This is a genomic window from Burkholderia sp. AU39826 (assembly GCF_020419965.1).
Taxonomy (GTDB): domain Bacteria; phylum Pseudomonadota; class Gammaproteobacteria; order Burkholderiales; family Burkholderiaceae; genus Burkholderia; species Burkholderia semiarida.
The window spans coordinates 36,057-54,985 of the sequence record NZ_JAIZQG010000012.1 but is presented as its reverse complement, the minus strand read 5'-3'; the positions used below and the strand labels follow the sequence as shown (position 1 = coordinate 54,985).

14 protein-coding genes are annotated in these 18,929 nt (G+C 67.3%); 8 read left to right on the top strand and 6 right to left on the bottom strand.

What is annotated here, in order from left to right:
- Positions 1-35: 35 nt before the first annotated feature.
- From ceoB to LGM42_RS20315, 3 genes are all read left to right on the top strand, one after another.
- Positions 36-3,221 (top strand): multidrug efflux RND transporter permease subunit CeoB, encoded by a 3,186-nt coding sequence (gene ceoB / locus LGM42_RS20325; RefSeq protein WP_226233027.1) that lies wholly within the window; start codon positions 36-38, stop codon positions 3,219-3,221.
- 10 nt (positions 3,222-3,231) lie between these two features.
- Complete coding sequence (opcM, locus tag LGM42_RS20320; protein ID WP_226233026.1) at positions 3,232-4,767, top strand: multidrug efflux transporter outer membrane subunit OpcM; 1,536 nt, start codon at positions 3,232-3,234, stop codon at positions 4,765-4,767.
- A 569-nt stretch (positions 4,768-5,336) separates the two neighbouring features.
- Positions 5,337-6,311: a LysR family transcriptional regulator gene (locus tag LGM42_RS20315; RefSeq protein ID WP_059641588.1), complete on the top strand. Its 975-nt coding sequence runs from the start codon at positions 5,337-5,339 to the stop codon at positions 6,309-6,311.
- A gap of 226 nt (positions 6,312-6,537) precedes the next feature.
- On the opposite strand, the gene LGM42_RS20310 is transcribed toward LGM42_RS20315, so the two are convergent.
- Positions 6,538-7,428 carry a LysR family transcriptional regulator gene (locus LGM42_RS20310; RefSeq protein ID WP_226233025.1) on the bottom strand — a complete coding sequence of 297 codons (891 nt, stop codon included), beginning with the start codon at positions 7,426-7,428 and terminating at the stop codon, positions 6,538-6,540.
- A gap of 101 nt (positions 7,429-7,529) precedes the next feature.
- Between LGM42_RS20310 and LGM42_RS20305 the strand changes: the two genes are divergently transcribed.
- On the top strand, positions 7,530-7,970 hold the full coding sequence (locus LGM42_RS20305) for a PACE efflux transporter (protein ID WP_226233024.1): 441 nt from the start codon (positions 7,530-7,532) through the stop codon (positions 7,968-7,970).
- A 100-nt stretch (positions 7,971-8,070) separates the two neighbouring features.
- Here LGM42_RS20305 and LGM42_RS20300 read toward each other — a convergent pair whose 3' ends face one another.
- From LGM42_RS20300 to LGM42_RS20280, 5 genes are all read right to left on the bottom strand, one after another.
- Positions 8,071-8,922, bottom strand: coding sequence for an alpha/beta fold hydrolase (locus LGM42_RS20300; RefSeq protein ID WP_059582067.1), 852 nt, complete (start codon positions 8,920-8,922; stop codon positions 8,071-8,073).
- Positions 8,923-9,160: 238 nt separating this feature from the next.
- Positions 9,161-9,490, bottom strand: coding sequence for a DUF3579 domain-containing protein (locus tag LGM42_RS20295; RefSeq protein WP_060309887.1), 330 nt, complete (start codon positions 9,488-9,490; stop codon positions 9,161-9,163).
- A 25-nt stretch (positions 9,491-9,515) separates the two neighbouring features.
- A complete protein-coding gene (locus LGM42_RS20290) occupies positions 9,516-10,877 on the bottom strand; it encodes a sigma-54-dependent transcriptional regulator (protein WP_226233023.1) in 1,362 nt (453 codons plus the stop codon).
- Positions 10,867-12,762, bottom strand: coding sequence for a sensor histidine kinase (locus LGM42_RS20285; RefSeq protein WP_226233022.1), 1,896 nt, complete (start codon positions 12,760-12,762; stop codon positions 10,867-10,869). The genes LGM42_RS20290 and LGM42_RS20285 overlap by 11 nt, the downstream gene beginning before the upstream one ends.
- A gap of 202 nt (positions 12,763-12,964) precedes the next feature.
- The gene (locus LGM42_RS20280) at positions 12,965-14,329 is read right to left on the bottom strand and encodes a 2-hydroxycarboxylate transporter family protein (protein WP_059641609.1); all 1,365 of its coding nucleotides are present in this window, start codon (positions 14,327-14,329) and stop codon (positions 12,965-12,967) included.
- Between the two features lie 433 nt (positions 14,330-14,762).
- On the opposite strand from LGM42_RS20280, the gene LGM42_RS20275 reads away from it, so the two are divergent.
- From LGM42_RS20275 to LGM42_RS20260, 4 genes are read left to right on the top strand one after another with little or no spacing between them, the layout of a single operon-like run.
- Positions 14,763-15,602, top strand: coding sequence for a MetQ/NlpA family ABC transporter substrate-binding protein (locus tag LGM42_RS20275; protein WP_226233021.1), 840 nt, complete (start codon positions 14,763-14,765; stop codon positions 15,600-15,602).
- A gap of 10 nt (positions 15,603-15,612) precedes the next feature.
- The gene (locus LGM42_RS20270; RefSeq protein WP_089465817.1) at positions 15,613-17,025 is read left to right on the top strand and encodes an LLM class flavin-dependent oxidoreductase; all 1,413 of its coding nucleotides are present in this window, start codon (positions 15,613-15,615) and stop codon (positions 17,023-17,025) included.
- An 18-nt stretch (positions 17,026-17,043) separates the two neighbouring features.
- On the top strand, positions 17,044-18,228 hold the full coding sequence (locus LGM42_RS20265; RefSeq protein WP_226233020.1) for a methionine ABC transporter ATP-binding protein: 1,185 nt from the start codon (positions 17,044-17,046) through the stop codon (positions 18,226-18,228).
- A complete protein-coding gene (locus LGM42_RS20260; protein ID WP_027781522.1) occupies positions 18,221-18,877 on the top strand; it encodes a methionine ABC transporter permease in 657 nt (218 codons plus the stop codon). The genes LGM42_RS20265 and LGM42_RS20260 overlap by 8 nt, the downstream gene beginning before the upstream one ends.
- Positions 18,878-18,929: the final 52 nt, after the last annotated feature.

Genomic DNA, 18,929 nt, shown 5'->3' with positions numbered 1-18,929 from the left:
GCTTCGCATCCGCGTTCAACCAGACAGAGCAACCCATGAACATTTCCAAATTCTTTATCGACCGGCCGATCTTTGCAGGAGTCCTATCGGTGATCATCCTGCTCGGCGGGGTGATCGCGATGTTCCTGCTGCCGATTTCGGAATATCCGGAGGTCGTGCCGCCTTCCGTGATCGTGAAGGCGCAGTACCCGGGCGCGAACCCGAAGGTGATCGCCGAGACGGTCGCGTCGCCGCTTGAAGAGCAGATCAACGGCGTCGAGGACATGCTCTACATGCAGTCGCAGGCGAACAGCGACGGCAACATGACGATCACCGTCACGTTCAAGCTCGGCACCGATCCGGACAAGGCCACGCAGCTCGTGCAGAACCGCGTGAACCAGGCGCTGCCGCGCTTGCCGGAAGACGTGCAGCGGCTCGGCATCACCACGGTGAAGAGCTCGCCGACGCTGACGATGGTGGTCCACCTGATCTCGCCGGACAACCGCTACGACATGACCTACCTGCGCAACTACGCGCTGATCAACGTGAAGGATCGCCTGTCGCGGATCCAGGGCGTCGGTCAGGTGCAGCTGTGGGGTTCGGGCGACTACGCGATGCGCGTGTGGCTCGATCCGCAGAAGGTCGCGCAGCGCGGGCTGTCGGCCGAGGACGTCGTGCAGGCGATCCGCGAGCAGAACGTGCAGGTCGCGGCCGGCGTGATCGGCGCGTCGCCGTCGCTGCCCGGCACGCCGCTGCAACTGTCGGTGAACGCGCGCGGCCGTCTGCAGACGGAAGACGAGTTCGGCGACATCGTCGTGAAGACGACGCCGGACGGCGGCGTCACGCACCTGCGCGACATCGCGCGAATCCAGCTCGACGCGTCCGAATACGGGCTGCGCTCGCTGCTCGACAACAAGCCGGCCGTCGCGATGGCGATCAACCAGTCGCCGGGCGCGAACTCGCTGCAGATCTCGGACGAGGTGCGCAAGACGATGGCCGAGCTGAAGCAGGACATGCCGGCCGGCGTCGACTACAAGATCGTCTATGACCCGACGCAGTTCGTGCGTTCGTCGATCAAGGCCGTCGTGCACACGCTGCTCGAAGCGATCGCGCTGGTCGTGATCGTCGTGATCGTATTCCTGCAGACCTGGCGCGCGTCGCTGATTCCGCTGATCGCGGTGCCGGTGTCGATCATCGGCACGTTCTCGCTGCTGCTGGCGTTCGGGTATTCGATCAACGCGTTGTCGCTGTTCGGGATGGTGCTCGCGATCGGGATCGTGGTCGACGACGCGATCGTCGTCGTCGAGAACGTCGAGCGCAACATCGAGGGCGGGATGAACGCGCGGCAGGCGACCTACAAGGCGATGCAGGAAGTGAGCGGGCCGATCATCGCGATCGCGCTGACGCTCGTCGCCGTGTTCGTGCCGCTCGCGTTCATGTCGGGCCTGACCGGCCAGTTCTACAAGCAGTTCGCGATGACCATCGCGATCTCGACGGTGATCTCGGCGTTCAACTCGCTGACGCTGTCGCCGGCGCTGTCCGCGATCTTGCTGAAGGGGCACGGCGACAAGGAAGACTGGCTCACGCGCGTGATGAACCGCGTGCTCGGCGGCTTCTTCCGCCGCTTCAACAAGGTGTTCCATCGCGGCGCGGAGAACTACGGCCGCGGCGTGCGCGGCGTGCTGTCGCGCAAGACGCTGATGCTCGGCGTGTACCTCGTGCTGGTGGGCGCGACCGTGCTCGTGTCGAAGGTCGTGCCGGGCGGCTTCGTGCCCGCGCAGGACAAGGAATACCTGATCGCGTTCGCGCAGTTGCCGAACGGTGCATCGCTCGACCGCACCGAGAAGGTGATCCGCGACATGGGGGCGATCGCGCTGAAGCAGCCGGGCGTCGAGAGCGCGGTCGCGTTCCCGGGGCTGTCGGTGAACGGCTTCACGAACAGTTCGAGCGCGGGCATCGTGTTCGTCACGCTCAAGCCGTTCTCGGAACGGCACGGCAAGGCGCTGTCGGCCGGTGCGATCGCGGGTGCGCTGAACCAGAAATACGGCGCGATGAAGGATTCGTTCGTCGCGGTGTTCCCGCCGCCGCCGGTGCTCGGCCTCGGCACGCTCGGCGGGTTCAAGATGCAGATCGAGGATCGCGGCGCGGTGGGCTACGCGAAGCTGTCGGATGCGACCAACGACTTCATCAAGCGCGCGCAGCAGGCGCCTGAACTCGGCCCGCTGTTCACAAGCTACCAGATCAACGTGCCGCAGCTCAACGTCGATCTCGACCGCGTGAAGGCGAAGCAGCTCGGCGTGCCGGTGACCGACGTGTTCAACACGATGCAGGTGTATCTCGGTTCGCTGTACGTGAACGACTTCAACCGCTTCGGGCGCGTGTACCAGGTGCGCGTGCAGGCCGATGCGCCGTTCCGCCAGCGCGCGGACGACATCCTGCAGTTGAAGACGCGCAACGACAAGGGCGAAATGGTGCCGCTGTCGTCGCTCGTGACGGTGACGCCGACCTTCGGCCCGGAAATGGTCGTGCGTTACAACGGCTACACGGCGGCCGACATCAACGGCGGCCCGGCGCCGGGCTTCTCGTCGGGCCAGGCGCAGGCCGCGGTCGAGCGCATCGCGCACGAGACGCTGCCGCGCGGCGTGCGGTTCGAGTGGACCGACCTCACGTACCAGCAGATTCTTGCGGGCGATTCGGCGATGTGGGTGTTCCCGATCAGCGTGCTGCTCGTGTTCCTCGTGCTCGCCGCGCTGTATGAAAGCCTGACGCTGCCGCTCGCGGTGATCCTGATCGTGCCGATGAGCATTCTGTCGGCGCTGACGGGCGTGTGGCTCACGCAGGGCGACAACAACATCTTCACGCAGATCGGCCTGATGGTGCTGGTGGGGCTGTCGGCGAAGAACGCGATCCTGATCGTCGAATTCGCGCGCGAGCTCGAACACGACGGCAGGACGCCGCTCGAGGCCGCGATCGAGGCGAGCCGGCTGCGGCTGCGCCCGATCCTGATGACGTCGATCGCCTTCATCATGGGTGTGGTGCCGCTCGTTACGTCGACCGGCGCCGGTTCGGAAATGCGCCATGCGATGGGCGTCGCGGTGTTCTTCGGGATGCTCGGCGTGACGCTGTTCGGGCTGATGCTGACGCCGGTGTTCTACGTCGTGCTGCGTACGCTCGCGGGCGGCAAGATCCACGTCGCCGGCAAGGATTCGGCGGGGTACGGCGTGCCGGCGCCCGATGCTTGAGGACCAGAAAATGAATAACTTGCACAACACGAACGGCCTGATGCGCTTCGCGAAGGTGGCGGCCGCGAGCACCCTGCTCGCGACGCTGCTCGCCGCGTGCGCGGTGGGCCCCGACTACAAGCGTCCGGACGCGGCGGCGCCCGCCGCGTTCAAGGAAGCGCCGACCCTCGCCGCCGGCGAGCAGGCCGGCACGTGGAAGACGGCCGAGCCGTCGGATGGCGAACATCGCGGCGAATGGTGGAAGGTGTTCGGCGACCCGGTGCTCGATTCGCTCGAGGCGCAGGCGCTCGCCGCGAACCAGAACCTGAAGGCCGCGGCGGCGCGAGTCGAGGAAGCGCGTGCGGCGACGCGTTCGGCGCGCTCGCAATGGTTCCCGCAGGTCGGCGCCGGGTTCGGGCCGACGCGTGAGGGGCTGTCGTCGGCGTCGCAGTTCCAGCCGCAAGGTACGGGCCCGACCAACGCGACGCTGTGGCGCGCGCAGGGCACGGTGTCGTACGAAGCCGATCTGTTCGGCCGCGTCGGCCGCAACGTCGAGGCGTCACGTGCCGACCAGGCGCAGAGCGAGGCGCTGTTCCGCTCGGTGCAGCTCGCGCTGCAGGCCGACGTCGCGCAGAACTACTTCGAACTGCGCCAGCTCGATTCGGATCAGGACCTGTACCGCCGCACGGTCGAGCTGCGCGAGCAGGCGCTGAAGCTCGTGCAGCGCCGCTTCAACGAAGGCGACATCAGCGAGCTCGACGTGTCGCGCGCGAAGAACGAGCTGGCCAGCGCGCAGGCCGATGCGGTCGGCGTCGCGCGCCGGCGCGCGGCGTCCGAGCATGCGCTGGCCATTCTGCTCGGCAAGGCGCCGGCCGATTTCGCGTTCAAGGAAACGCCGATCGTGCCGGTCGCGGTGAAGATTCCACCGGGCCTGCCGTCCGCGCTGCTCGAACGCCGCCCGGACGTGGCGGCGGCCGAGCGCGCGATGGCGGCCGCGAATGCGCGGATCGGGCTGGCGAAGTCGGCGTACTTCCCGAAGCTCGACATCACCGGGTCGTTCGGGTATGAAGCATCGACGCTCGGCAACCTGTTCCTGTGGTCGAGCCGCACGTTCCTGCTCGGGCCGTTCGCCGGCACCGTGCTGACGCTGCCGCTGTTCGACGGCGGGCGCCGTGCGGCGGGCGTGCAGCAGGCGCGCGCGCAGTACGACGAACAGGTCGCGAACTACCGGCAGCAGGTGCTCGTCGCGTTCCGCGAGGTCGAGGACAATCTCGCCGATCTGCGCCTGCTCGACGACCAGATTCGCGCGCAGAATGCGGCCGTCAATGCTTCGCGCCGTGCGGCGACGCTGTCGCGGACGCAGTATCAGGAAGGGGAGGTCGCGTATCTCGACGTGATCGACAGCGAGCGGTCGGTGTTGCAGTCGCAGTTGCAGGCGAACCAGTTGACGGGGGCGCAGGCGGTGTCGACCGTCAATCTCATTCGTGCGCTCGGCGGCGGGTGGGGCGCGGCACCGACGGCGATCGGCGATGCAGGGGCCGGCAAGGCGGAAGTGGCTGGGCGCTGACGCTGCGGCCCTTGACGGGCGTGCTGCTCAAGCAAGTGGCTGATCGACGAACCCCGGTCCGTGGCAACGCGGACCGGGTTTTTTATGGGTCATCCAAATTTCCGTGGAGGAACGTCGGCGATCGGCCAGGAAGGGACACTCGCCGCGGCAAGCTGAATGGCCGTTGTCGTCGCCATGCCGAACGCCGCATCTAGCAAACGCGTCATATGCCACGTCTGTTGACCTTCGCGCCGGCTGACGCTCGAAGATGCGGGCACGATGCGTCTCCTTTCGTTCGCGCGAAACTAAATTGACGCGAGCAGAATCATGCGCTAACTGTGCGTCACGCCACGAGCAGACAAACAGCAGCGTGTCCCTTAGACTCTTGCCGCAATGACCATTGCGTGGCCGGAGGCTTCGTCAACGAGAGCATCCGGCAGATGTATCCGGTTCAGGGACGAATCGCCTTTGTCCATCCGATCAGCATCCGAGCGAGTCCCGAAAGGTTGGGCAACCGCATGGATGCGTTGCTGCGGCAAAGCCGCTCGGCCGTCGCGGTGAATCCTGTGAACAATAGAAGTATCTGCTGTATGACGACCAAGCTGTCATTCGAAATTCTCGAAGTGTTGGATGCAATTGACCGGACCGGTACATTCGCCGAGGCGGCCGAGTTGCTGCATAGAGTTCCGTCGACGCTCACTTACCTTGTGCAAAAGCTGGAAAGTGACCTGGAGGTCGAGCTGTTCGATCGCGGCGGCAGACGGGCGAGACTCACGGAAGCGGGTCGTGCTGTTGTGGAAGATGGGCGTCGTCTTTTGGACGCGGCTCGACACCTGGAGGCCAAAGCAAAAGGCATTCGAGACAGTTGGGAATCGGAGCTTCGACTATGCGTCGATGCAATCTTGCCAATCCAGTCCTTATGGCCGTATGTCCATGCCTTCTACGGCCTGGAGATGAATACCCAGCTAAGTCTTTCCACCGAGGTGCTTGGCGGCGTGTGGGATGCCCTGGTTACGCGGCGTGCCGATCTCGCGATCGGGGCGTTCGGCGAGCCGCCGCATGCGGCCAACATCGCGGCCCGGCCAATCGGAACCCTCCGGCACGTTTTTGTCGTGGCACCGGACCATCCACTCGCTCGCATGCCCGAGCCGTTGGAGAGCGAAACGATCGCAAGATATCGAGGTGTTGTCATCAGTGACACTTCTCGCGAACTGCAACCGCAATCCGTGGCCACCCGTGACGGACAGCCGCTGATCATCGTGCCGACGCTCGCAGCCAAACTGCAAGCACTGTGCGAAGGTATCGCTGTCGGGATGCTGCCCGATTTCGTGGCGAAAGAACCGATACACGAAGGCAGGCTGGTCGCGCGTCGCATTGTGGGTGTGCGCGAGTTCACGAATGGCTACCTCGCTTGGCGCGAGGACAAGGTAGGGAACGCTTTGAACTGGTGGATTGCGCAACTAGACAGCCCCGATCTGCTTGAACGGCTCCTGACGCCGCGTCAAGAGAGTAAAGGGCAGCCCGGGGCGCCCGCTTGCGCAGTCCGTTACCCAAGCGCGGAGTAACGGGCCCGTCAGTGCTACTGTCTGAGGACCTTCGCCGGTGCATGCAGTTGGACATTGGAGGGTCAGCCTGACACTGAACCTTGCCGTCGAGTTGCCGGGGCATCCGATGGCTGCAGCGGGTCGGAAGGCGACGTCCACGGAAATTTCCGAAGAACCTTTTTACCGCACCGCGTGCCGCAACTAACGGTCAATCTCACTCGGCACCTTCCGACGGGTGCGGCGGCGCTCACATCTCCGCGCGTTCGGCCCGCAGCGCCCGCACCAGCTCGCTTGACGCCTTGCCGAGCCCCATATGTTTCGGCCGCCGCAAATACACAGGCAACGGCAGCCCGTTGCGAATGTTCGCGAACACGAGCGACGCGAGTTCGCCGTCGGCCACATACCGGCCGATGACCGACTCCGGCAAATTCGCCCAGCCATGACCGGCCTTCACGAGCGCGATCGCGGTCGCCATGTCGGTCACCTTCCACGTGCGGTTGCCGATCAGCGGCCGCACGTCGGTGAGCGGCCGCTCCGGATCGGCGATCACGATCTGCCGGAACCCGGACAATCGCTCGATCGCCTCCGGATGCGCGGCTTCGGCAATCGCCGGATGGCCGGGCGCGGCGACCGCGATCAGCGTCTCGGTCCACAGCGCGTGAATCTGTTCCTGCGGATGCAGATCGAGCCCGCCGTACGCGACGCAAAGATCGACGGCGCCACGATGCAGCGCGTCGACGATCGCGTCCTGCGGCGCCGTGACGACGCTGACCGCGAGCGCCGGATATTTCACCGCGACGGCCGTCAGCGCGCGCGCAATCGGCGCGCCGTCAATTTCGGCGGCGAGCCCGAGCCGCAGCGAATCCTCGACGCCTTCCGACAAGTGCTGCGCATGCGCACGCAGCGCATGCAGCCGTTCGGCGATCGCGCGCGCGTCGGGCAGCAGCGCGGCCATCGCGGCGGTCGGCGTCGGCTCGCGCGAGCCGCGGTCGAACAGCACGAGGTCGAGCTCGGCCTCGAGGTTCGCGATCGCCATGCTGACCGCCGACGGCGTGCGGCCGAGCGCACGCGCGGCCGCCGAGAACGAGCCTTTGTCGATGACGGTCAGCAGCATGTCGATGTGATCGCTGGTCAGCATGGTCCGCCGGCTCCTGTCAGAAAAATTGAAACGACCTGACTTTTGCGGACGAAGTGCCCGCTGTAGTCTCGCCACCTGGTTCGAAACGAAGGTGGTCGGTCATGCAAGGATGGAAGAGACGCATAGTCTACGTCGTGATGTTCGAGGTGCTCGGCATCCTCGTCGCGTCGTCGGTGCTCGGCATGCTGAGCGGCGCGAGCGCGGCGACGAGCGGGCTGCTCGGCGTGATGATCTCGACGACGGGCGTCACCGTCAATTTTCTGTACAACCTCGGCTTCGAGGCATGGGAGCGGCGGCGCGCGGAAACGACGCGCACCGTCGGGCGGCGTGTCGTGCATGCGATCGGGTTCCAGGTCGCGCTCGTGACGTTCCTGATTCCGCTGATCGCGTGGTGGCTCGACGTGTCGTTATGGCATGCGTTCCTGTATGACGCAGTGCTGATCGTGTTCTTCCCGATCTTCACGTTCGCGTACAACTGGGCGTTCGACAGCGTGTTCGGGTTGCCGGATGCGGTGACGCGCAAGGCGGCGCCGGCGGCGTAATGTAGACGGATGCAGAGGGATGCGAAACGACGCGGACACCCGCGCCGTTTCGCTGCTGCAAGAGAGAGGAAGACAGGCGGCGCGCACGCCGCCCGCGGCATTACGCGGCGACGAACTCGTGCACGTAACGGTTGAACACCGCAGGGCTCGCGGCGTTCATCCCGTGCGATGCGCCGGCGACGGTCTGCCGTTGCGCATGGCCGATCCACTGCGACAGCGTGTCGACGTTGTGGCGGAACATCTTCGGGCTGCGCTGGCCGTCGATCAGCAGCGTGCGGCATGCGATGTCGCCAGCCGTGTGCTGCGAATACGCGGGCAGCGGGTCGCGCAACTGCTTCGGCAGCGTGCTTGCGTTGTCGATCGCCATCGTGCGAAAGCGCGACGTGCTCTTCTTCCATGCGCCGGGCAGGCTTACCGAATCGACGAACATCTCGAGGCCGGCTTCGACTTCGCCCTGCTCGATCAGGTTCACGGCCTTCGTGCGCAGCGCGATCGCGGCGGCCGGCAGCGCGGCTTCGCGCACGCCCGGCTGCTGGAGCGGGCCGCCCGGATCGGCGAGCGTCAGTGATTCGACGAGGTGCGGATGCTGGCGCGCGACGTTGAACGCGACGCTGCCGCCGCGCGAATGGCCGACCAGATGCACGGGGCCGAGATCGAGCGCGTCGATGAATTCGGCGAGCTCGTCGACGTGGTTCTGCCAGCTGAACTCGTCCTGGATGCCCGCTTCGACGGCCGGCCAGTAGTGGCTCAGGCTCGGCGCGATGCAGCGGTAGTGGGCCGATAGCGCCGCCAGTTGCGGATCCCAGTAGCGGTAGTCGCACAGCGAGCCATGCACGAACACCATCGGCGCACCGCCGCCCCGCTCGACATACGGCAGGCTGATGCCTGACGAAAGCGTCGCAAATTGCAGGTCGGGGTTCGCGAGCACGGACGGCTCGATTCGCATGTTCATGGCTGAAAGACTCAAAGGTGCGTCAACACGACGCAACTATGCATCACGGCGACCTGCAAGGAAAACGCATAATTTTCATCGTGACGATCAATTTTATTGATGGCTGCGCTGGAAACCCTTGTCGGAGCGTGGTCATGCGTCCAAGCCTTCAATCATCTGATGATTGATTGCAGCGCCGAAAGGGCGTGCGGCAGCCTGCGCGCACGCGCCTTTGCGTCGAGAAAGGAAGGGTGGTGCGTCAGCGCACCGTCAATGCGGGCGCGGTCTGAAGCTCGACGGGCAGATCGTTGTCGGCGGCAAACCGCATCGCGAACTCGAACGCATCGGCGCACACGGCGCGCAATTCGTCCGACACGAACAGGCATTTGACGCCGCCGTCGACGACGGGCATCGCGAGCCGCGACAGCGCGCACGGATAGCCGGGCCGCCGTTCGCCGACGAACAGCGTGATGACGCCCGCCAGGCGCTCGGGCCAGTCGCTCGGGCGGAAGGTTTTCCGCGCGCGCGTGACGCCGCGGATCAAGTGGCCATTGACGCGGCCGTGTTCGGTGATGTCGATGCGATCCATGCCGGAGTACGTGTCCTCGTGCGCGTCATTCGCCGCCGTCGGCCGCCGCGTCGCCGCGCGCGGGAATTCGCAGGTGGCGCAGCTTGTGATAGAGCGTCTTCTTCGGCATGCCGAGCGCCTCGCTCGCGTCCGCGACGTTGCCGTGGTGACGCCGCAGCATGTCCTCGATCAGCATCCGCTCGAAATACGCGAGCTGTTCCGCGAGCGTGCTGCCCACGGCCGGCGCCTCGCCGGACGACAGCAGGCTGTTGCCGGTGAGCCCGAGCACGAAGCGGTCGGCCACGTTCTGCAGCTCGCGCACGTTGCCGGGCCACGCGTGCGTCATCAGTTCGGACACCTGCGCGGCGGTAACCACCGGCGCCGGCTGCCCAAAGCGCCGCGCGGCCGCGAGCACGAAGTGCTCGAACAGCAGCGGCACGTCCTCGCGCCGCTCGCGCAGCGGCGGCAGCTCGATCTGCGCGACGTTGAGGCGATACAGCAAGTCCGCGCGAAAACGCCCGTCGGCCGCGAGTTCGGCGAGATCGGCCTTCGACGCGGCCACCACGCGGCAGTCGACCGGAATCAGGTCGTTCGCGCCGAGCCGCTCGACCACGCGCTCCTGCAGCACGCGCAGCATCTTGATCTGCAGTGCGATCGGCATCGTCTCGATCTCGTCGAGGAACAGCGTGCCGCCATCCGCCCATTCGATCTTGCCGATGCGCTTCTTGATCGCGCCGGTGAACGCACCGGCCTCGTGGCCGAACAGCTCGCTCTCGAACACCTGCTCGGGCAGGCCGCCGCAGTTCAGCGCGACGAAATGGGCGTCGCGCCGGCTGCCGAAGTCGTGCAGGCTGCGCGCGATCAACTCCTTGCCGGTGCCCGTCTCGCCCGTGATCAGCACCGACACCGACGTATCGGCGAGGCGCAGGATCTTCTTGCGCACGTCAGCCATCGCGGGCGACTTGCCGAGCACGAACGCCTCGATGCCCTGCCAGTTGTTCAGCGCCGCGCGCAGCCCCTGCACTTCGAGCGTGAGCCGGCGCTTCTCGACCGCGCGCGCGACGCGCCCGGCGATCACGTCCGACGAAAACGGCTTCTCGATGAAGTCGTACGCGCCGACCTGCATCGCGCCGACGGCCGTCGAGATGTCCGCGTGGCCGCTGATCAGCACGACCGGAATCTGCGCATCGATGGCCATCACGCGGTCGAGCAACTGCAGTCCGTCGATGCCCGGCATCCGCACGTCCGACACGATCACCACCGGCGCACCGGGCGCGACGTGCGCGAGCGCGTCGGCGGCCGACGCGAACGCGTCGACCGGGAACCCGGCGAGCGCGACAGCCTGCTCGACGCCGATCCGGACGTTTTCATCGTCCTCGACGACCAGCACCCGAATCTCATCTTCCATGCTCTGTCCTCTGTTGCGGCGTCGCCGCCGCGAATTCGATGGTGAACTGCGCGCCGCCTTCGTCGCGGTTCGTCGCGGCGATCCGCGCGCCGAACGCCTCGACGATGCGCGACGTGATCGCGAGGCCGAGCCCGAGGCCCTGGCCGCGCGGCTTGGTCGTGACGAACGGCTCGAACAGGTGCGGCAGCACGTCGGGCGCGATGCCGGCGCCGCTGTCGGCCACCGTGAAACGCACGCGGCCGGCGCCATCCGCATCGTCCACTTCGGCCGCCTCGATGACGATGCGACGCACCGGTGCGTCGTGCACCGCGTCGAGCGCGTTGCCAAGCAGGTTCACGATCACCTGCTGCAACTGGCTCGATTCGGCCGAGACGGTCGTGCCGGGCGCGATGTTGACGTCGAGCCGCACGCCTTCGTCGCGAATGCGCGCGTCGTAGATGAGCCGCGCATGCGCGACGGCCTCGTTCAGCGACACCGCGACGCGCTCGACGTCGGGCTTGCGCGCGAAGGTCTTCAGCTCGCCGGTAAGCACGGCCATGCCGTCGACCAGCTTGCCGACCCGTTCGAGATTCGCGAGCGCCGGCGCCGGCTGGCCGCGTTCGAAGAACGTGCGCGCGTTGTCGCACAGCGTGCGGATCGCGACGAGCGGCTGGTTCAGTTCGTGCGTGAGGCCCGCGGCCATCTGCCCGAGCACCGCGAGCTTGCCCGCGTGCACGACTTCCTGCTGCGACGCACGCAACCGCTGTTCGGTGCGCTCGCGCTCGTCGATCTCGCGCTGCATCCGCTCGTTCGCGGCCGTCAGCGCGGCCGTGCGCTGCGCGACGGTCAGCTCGAGCCGGTCGTTCGCGCGGCGCAGCGCGTCCTGCGCGCTCAGCCGCGCGAGGATCGCCCGGCGCCGCTGGATCGCATAGCCGACCAGCAGCGCGACGATCAGGAACGCGCCGGTGACGAACACGAACGCCGTTTGCTGCTGGCGCCGCGCGCCCGCGATGTCGAGCAGCACCATCAGCGAATCGCCGGCCTGCGGCGCGGGGCGCGACATCACGAGATAGCGCGTGGTGCGGCCGGCGTGGCGCGGATCGGGGAAGGTGCCGAACCACGCGGCCGAGCCGTGGTCGCCGATGCGGCGATAGGGCAGTGCGTCGACGGTGCGGCCCGCGTACTGGCGCGACGCCTGGATGTCGCGCTGCTGCTGCGCGGTGATCGGGCGCAGCGCGGTGAATTTCCACGCGGGCTCGGTCGAGATCACGACCACGCCGTTGCTGTCGACGACCATCGCGGCGACGCCCGGCGCACGCCACGCCGATTCGAGCGGGTCGACGCTGATCTTCACGGCGGCGACGCCGATCGGCGCGCCGTCGCTGCGCACCGCGCTCGCGAAGTAGACGCCCGGCACGCCGGTGTTGGTGCCGATGCCGAAGAAGCGGCCGCTGCCGCGCGCGAGCGCGTCCTTGAAATACGGCCGGTACGACACGTTGGTGCCGACGAAACTGATCGTCTCGTTCCAGTTGCTCGCGGCGATCACGTCGCCTTGCAGATCGATCACGTCGACCGCGCCGCTGCCCGCGTCGCGGTTCACGGCTTCGAGGTAGGTGTTCACCGCATGCACGAGTTCGGGCGCATCGTTCGGCGCGGCTTTCAGCATTGCCCGCACGCCGTCCTGCCGCGCGACCAGGCCGGGCAGGATCTCGAAGCGGCCGAGCTCGCTTTTCAGGCTCGACGCATACAGATCGAGCCGGTGCGCGCCGGCCTCCTCGAGCGCGTCGATCGCGCGTTCCCACGCGAAATCGACGGCCGCGCCGGCCACGCCGACGTACAGCACCGCGGCCGAAGCCCAGCCCCACCACGGGATTCCCTTGAAGCTCTTCTGCACGTTCGCCCTCATCGAAGCCCGTTACCGGCCGTCCGCCACCGGCCCTCCGCAACCGGCCCTCCGCAACCGGCCGTCCGCAACCGGCCGTCCGCAACCGGCCGTCCGCAACCGGCCCTCCGCTAGCGGCCCTCCCCGAACGACACGCGCCGCGCGCCGGCAGGGCCGGCGGCGGCGCGTGCGAAGCAGCCGGCGCGACGGTGCGCGCGACCGCGCGTTATCCGAAGTGCGCGACCAGGATCAGCGTGACCGTGACGACGATCGCGCCGCCGATGCGGGTGGCGATCTGCGCGAACGGCATCAGCTGCATCCGGTTCGCGGCGGTCAGGATCGCGACGTCGCCGGTGCCGCCTTGCCCGCTGTGGCAGGCGTTCACGATTGCGGTGTCGATAGGGTACATCTTCAGCAGGCGGCCGACCACGAAACCGGTGCCCATCAGCGTCGCGACGGTCGACACGATCGTGACCACGTTGACGATCGTGAACGCGGCGGTCAGCTTGTCCCACGGCGTCATCGCGACGCCGATCGCGAACAGCAGCGGATACGTGACGGCGGTCGAGAAGAACTTGTAGACGACGAACGCGCCTTCCTGCAGCGGCGGCGACACCGCGCGCGCGAGCTTCACCAGCACCGCGAGGAACAGCATCGCGACCGGCGCGGGCAGGCCGAACAGCTTGTGCGCCATCAGGCCGACGAGATACAGCGTGATCGCGGTGATGCCGGCGCCCGCGATGTGCGTGACGTCGACGTGGCCGCGGATCTCCTCGTTCTCCGGCGTCATGTCGCCGCTTTCGCCGACCTGCAGGCGGCCATTGCCGGTGAGATGCGGCAGGCGCTTGCCGAGCATGTCGAGCGCGCCCGACAGGATGATCGCGGTCAGGCTGCCGAGCATCACCGACGGGAGCACCATCGCGAACATCTCGCCTTGCGGCAGGTGCATCAGTTCCGAATAGCCGATCGACAGCGGAATCGCGCCTTCGCCGACGCCGCCCGCCATGATCGGCACGACGATGTACAGCAGCGTGTGGCGCGCGCCGAGGCCGAGCGCGGTGCCGACGGCCGTGCCGACGATCGCCGCGGCGACCGACCCGACGGCGAGCGGAACGAAGATCTTCACGAAGCCCTGGATCAGCACGCGGCGATCCATGCTCAGGATGCTGCCGACGATGATCGACGCGATGAACAGGTACAGGAAGTTGGTCGACTTCGTGAATTCGACCGTGAGGTTCAGCACCGGCTTCGGCAGCACGTGGTAGTACGTGAGCGCCGACGGCACGAAGGTCGCGAAGATCGCGGCCGCGCCGATGTTGCGCAGCAGCGGCAGGCGCTTGCCGAGTTCGGCGCAGGTGAAGCCGAAGAACGCGAGCACCGCGATCGCCATCGAGATCTCGCCGGGCACCTTGCCCGTCACCGCGAAGCCGACGATCAGCCCGAACAGGATCACGTAGATCGGCAGCGGAATGATGCCGATGCGGATTTCCATCAGCTTCCACCAGCCTTCCGGCCAGAAGCGTTCACGCGTGGCGGGACCGGCGGCGGCAATCGGTTCCGGATGGGACGGGGTGTGGATAGAGGTCTGCAAGACGTGTCTCCTGATGTTTGGAATGCCTGCATCGCTTCGCGGCATCGTGTGCCGTCTATTACGCAACCCCCGTGCCAGTATTCCGGCCTGCCGGAATATTTTTAAGGCATTGATTCATAAGGGATTTGTTTCGTCTGCGGAAAGGGGTTCCCGGTAGGCTGGCCGAGATTTCGGAATCGGCGCGGCGCTCAGGCCGAGATTTCGGCCTGGCGGCGGCCCGGGCGGCCGGCCACGCCAGCCGCCCGGGCCGCCGCCCGCCATATCGCCGCGCGCGATTTTCTTCGCACAATCGCTTCGTAGACCGCCCAACCGCCGCTCTCTATCATCGGCTGATCTTTTTCCGATGCGACGACGACCGTCCGGAGAACGCCCGCGCGTTCGCCGCGGCGTCGCTCATCCGTCGATACCGTCTTTGGACAGGAGAGTCGTTCCCATGCTGCATCCCGTGTTTTCCGCCCGCTTTTCCGCCGGCCGCGTGGCCAGCCTGGCCCGCCTGCTGACGGCCGCGCTGCTCGGCGTCGTGCTGCTGAACGGCGCGCGCGCCGACACCGCGCCGCTGAAGGTCGGCATCTCGACCAGTCCGCAGATCGAGGCGCTGAAGATCGCCGCGAAGGAGGCAAAAGAGCAGGGCCTCGACGTGAAGATCGTCGAATTCACCGACTGGAATACGCCGAACGCGGCGCTCGCGAACAAGGACATCGACGTCAACTACTTCCAGCACATCCCGTTTCTCGAGAACGCGAAGAAGCAGGGCGGCTACAACTTCATCTCGATCGCACCCGGCACGATCATGAAGATCGGCCTCTATTCGAAGAAGGTGAAAAGCTTCGCCGAGCTGAAGGACGGCGCGCGCGTCGCGATCGCGAACGATCCGGTCAACGGCGGGCGCGGGCTGTTGCTGCTGCAGCGCGCGGGGCTGATCACGCTGAAGCCGGGCGCCGACTACCGCGCGACGACGCACGACATCGTCGCCAACCCGAAGCACCTGAAGATCATTCCGCTCGAAGCGTCGCAGCTCGCGCGTTCGCTCGACGACGTCGATCTCGCGCAGGGCTACCCGAGCTTCATCAAGCTCGCCGGCACGACCGACCCGAACAGCGCGCTGCTGTTCGACGGCACCGAGAACAAGAACTTCGCGATCCAGTGGGTCGTGCGGCCCGAGAGCGCCAACGACGCGCGCATCCGCAAGTTCATCTCGATCTATCAGCACTCGCCGGCGGTGCGCAAGGCGCTCGACAACGCGTTCGGCTCGCTGTACGCGATCGCGTGGTGACGGAGGCGGCATGACGACGGCGAACCGCAAGAAGATCCTGCTCAACGCGTTCAACATGAACTGCGTCGGGCACATCAACCACGGGCTGTGGACGCATCCGCGCGACCGCTCCGCGCACTACACCGATCTCGACTACTGGGCCGATCTCGCGAGGACGCTGGAGCGCGGCAAGTTCGACGGAATCTTTCTCGCGGACATCGTCGGCGTGTACGACGTGTTCGGCGGCGGGCCGGACGCCGCGCTGCGCGAGTCGGTGCAGGTGCCCGTCAACGATCCGCTGCTGCTCGTGCCGGCGATGGCGCAGGTCACGCGGCATCTCGGCTTCGGCGTGACCGCGAACCTGACCTATGAGCCGCCGTACCTGTTCGCGCGCCGCATGTCGACACTCGATCATCTGACGAAAGGGCGCGTGGGCTGGAACATCGTCACCGGCTACCTCGACAGTGCCGCGCGCGGGATGGGCCTCGCGCAGCAGATCGGCCACGACGACCGCTACGAGCGCGCCGACGACTACATGGACGTCGTCTACAAGCTGTGGGAACAGAGCTGGGACGACGACGCGGTGATCCGCGACGCGCAGGCGCGCGTGTTCGCGCAGCCGGGCAAGGTGCGGCGCGTGACGCACGACGGGCCGTTCTATTCGATCGATGCGATTCATCTGAGCGAACCGTCGCTGCAGCGCACGCCGGTGCTGTACCAGGCCGGCTCGTCCGCGCGCGGCGTCGAGTTCGCGGGCCGTCACGCGGAATGCGTGTTCGTGAACGGGCAGAGCAAGGCCGCGGCGCGCGCGGCGGCGCTCGACATTCGCGCGGCCGCCGCACGGCAGGGGCGCGACCCGGCGTCGATCAGGATCTTTGCCGGCGTGAGCGTCGTGACGGCCGAGACCGAACTGCTTGCCCGCGAAAAGTTCGACGAATACCGGCGCTACGCGAGCCCGGAAGCCGGCCTCGCGCATTTCGCGAGCTCGACCGGCATCGACTTCGCGAAGTACGGCCTCGACGAGCCGATCTCGTACGTGAAGACCGATTCGATCCAGTCGGCCGTCGACGCGATCTCGCGCAAGAGCACGACCGGCACGTGGACCGTGCGCCGGATGCTCGAACAGATGTCGCTCGGCGGCCGCTACGCGCCGATCGTCGGTTCGCCGTCGCAGGTCGCGGACGAGCTGCAGTCGTGGATCGACGAGACCGGCATCGACGGCTTCAACCTGACGCGCACCGTGATGCCCGAGTCGTTCGAGGATTTCGTCGACTGGGTCGTGCCCGAGCTGCAGAACCGCGGCGTCTACAAGGAAGACTACGATCCCGCGCCGACGCTGCGCGAGAAGCTGTTCGGCGCGGGCCCGCGCCTGCCCGCCTGGCACACCGGCGCGCGGCATCGGCCGGCGGCCGTGGCCGAACCCGCGCATCCCGCGCATGCCTGAACGTGACGGAGCGAAGCGATGACGCAATTGTTCGATACGCTGGGTTTCATCGAGGCGTCGGCCGTGCGGGCCGGGGCAGGCGGCGGTGCGGCAGCGCATGACGAAGCCGTGACGCCGGCAGACGGCGCGGCCGTGTCGCTGGAGCAGGTCGGCAAGGTATTCGCGACGCCGCGCGGCCAGGCGGCCGCGCTGCGCGACGTGACGCTCGATGTGCGGCGCGGCGAGGTGTTCGGGATCATCGGCCGCAGCGGCGCCGGCAAGTCGACGCTGCTGCGGCTCCTGAACGGCCTCGAACGGCCGAGCTCGGGCCGCGTGCGCGTGCAGGGCGTCGACGTCGGCGCGCTCGACGAGGACGGCCTCGTCGCGTTGCGGCGCCGCACCGGCATGGTGTTCCAGCATTTCAACCTGCTGTCCGCGAAGACGGTGTTCGAGAACGTCGCGCTGCCGCTGAAGATCGCCGGCGTGCCGAAGGCCGAGCGCGCGCGCAAGGTCGACGCGCTGCTCGATCTCGTCGGGCTCGCCGCGAAGCGCGACGCGTATCCGGCGAGCCTGTCGGGAGGGCAGAAGCAGCGCGTCGGCATCGCGCGGGCGCTCGTGCACGATCCGGAGGTGCTGCTGTGCGACGAAGCGACGTCGGCGCTCGATCCGGAAACCACGCAATCGATCCTCGCGCTGCTCGCCGACATCAACCGCCGCCTCGGTCTGACGATCGTGCTGATCACGCACGAGATGGAAGTGATCCGCGCGGTGTGCGACACGGTCGCGGTGATCGAACAGGGCGAAGTCGTCGAAACGGGGCCCGTGTGGCGCGTGTTCGGCGATCCTCGCCACGGCGCGACGCGCGCGCTGCTGAGCACGCTGCAGCACGACTTGCCGGCCGAACTGGCCGCGCGCGTGCGGCCGCTGCCCGAACAATCCGCGCTGCCCGACGGCGCCCGGATCGTGCTGGACGTCCGCTATACGGGCGAGAGCGGCGGCGAGCCGGACGTCGGCGCGCTCGCGGCGGCGCTCGGCGGCTCCGTGCGGTTCCTGCACGGCGGCATCGAAAGCATCCAGGGGCACGCGCAGGGGCGGCTCGTGATCGCCGCGACGCCGCGTGCGGATGACGCCGGCGCGTCGGTGGCGCACGGCGCGGCGGTCGCCGCGCTGCTCGAGCGCGCGCGCCGTCATGCGAATCATGCGGAGGTGCTCGGCTATGTTTGAGCTCTGGTGGCCCGAACTGCTCGACGCGATCCGCGACACGCTGTCGATGGTCGCCGCGTCGGCCGCGATCGCGGCGCTGATCGGCATCCCGCTCGCGGTGATCCTCGTGACCACCGCGCCCGGCGGCATCTACGCGCGGCGCGGCGTGAACGCGGTGCTCGGCGCGCTCGTCAACGTGTTCCGCTCGACCCCGTTCATCATCCTGCTGGTCGCGCTGCTGCCGTTCACGCGCGTGCTGATCGGCACGACGATCGGCGTGTGGGCGGCCGTCGTGCCGCTGTCGATCGCCGCGATCCCGTTCTTCGCGCGAATCGCCGAAGTGAGCCTGCGCGAAGTCGATCGGGGGCTGATCGAGGCCGCGCTCGCGATGGGCGCGAAGCGCCGCCACATCGTATGGCACGTGCTGCTGCCGGAGGCGCTGCCGGGCATGCTCGGCGGCTTCACGATCACCGTCGTCGCGCTGATCGGCTCGACCGCGATGGCGGGCGCCGTCGGCGCGGGCGGCCTCGGCGATCTCGCGATCCGCTATGGCTATCAACGTTTCGACACCACCGTCATGGCGACCGTGATCGTGATCCTGATCGCGCTCGTCTCGGCCGTGCAAATCACGGGCGACCGCCTGGTCCGACGCGTGACCCGGCGTACCTGAGCGACGCCACGAGCGTCTGCTCGTTTCATTCCTGATCCTGAGAGAAAAAACC

What these genes read in the sequence shown, in the direction of transcription:
- LGM42_RS20295 (WP_060309887.1), bottom strand. Translation starts at nt 9,490, where the DNA reads ATGGATCGCATCGACATCACCGAACACGGCCGCGTCAATGGCCACTTG.
- LGM42_RS20305 (WP_226233024.1), top strand. Translation starts at nt 7,530, where the DNA reads ATGCAAGGATGGAAGAGACGCATAGTCTACGTCGTGATGTTCGAGGTG.
- LGM42_RS20265 (WP_226233020.1), top strand. Translation starts at nt 17,044, where the DNA reads ATGACGCAATTGTTCGATACGCTGGGTTTCATCGAGGCGTCGGCCGTG.
- LGM42_RS20310 (WP_226233025.1), bottom strand. Translation starts at nt 7,428, where the DNA reads ATGCTGACCAGCGATCACATCGACATGCTGCTGACCGTCATCGACAAA.
- LGM42_RS20300 (WP_059582067.1), bottom strand. Translation starts at nt 8,922, where the DNA reads ATGAACATGCGAATCGAGCCGTCCGTGCTCGCGAACCCCGACCTGCAA.
- LGM42_RS20275 (WP_226233021.1), top strand. Translation starts at nt 14,763, where the DNA reads ATGCTGCATCCCGTGTTTTCCGCCCGCTTTTCCGCCGGCCGCGTGGCC.
- LGM42_RS20285 (WP_226233022.1), bottom strand. Translation starts at nt 12,762, where the DNA reads ATGAGGGCGAACGTGCAGAAGAGCTTCAAGGGAATCCCGTGGTGGGGC.
- LGM42_RS20260 (WP_027781522.1), top strand. Translation starts at nt 18,221, where the DNA reads ATGTTTGAGCTCTGGTGGCCCGAACTGCTCGACGCGATCCGCGACACG.
- opcM (WP_226233026.1), top strand. Translation starts at nt 3,232, where the DNA reads ATGAATAACTTGCACAACACGAACGGCCTGATGCGCTTCGCGAAGGTG.
- LGM42_RS20270 (WP_089465817.1), top strand. Translation starts at nt 15,613, where the DNA reads ATGACGACGGCGAACCGCAAGAAGATCCTGCTCAACGCGTTCAACATG.
- LGM42_RS20290 (WP_226233023.1), bottom strand. Translation starts at nt 10,877, where the DNA reads ATGGAAGATGAGATTCGGGTGCTGGTCGTCGAGGACGATGAAAACGTC.
- ceoB (WP_226233027.1), top strand. Translation starts at nt 36, where the DNA reads ATGAACATTTCCAAATTCTTTATCGACCGGCCGATCTTTGCAGGAGTC.
- LGM42_RS20315 (WP_059641588.1), top strand. Translation starts at nt 5,337, where the DNA reads ATGACGACCAAGCTGTCATTCGAAATTCTCGAAGTGTTGGATGCAATT.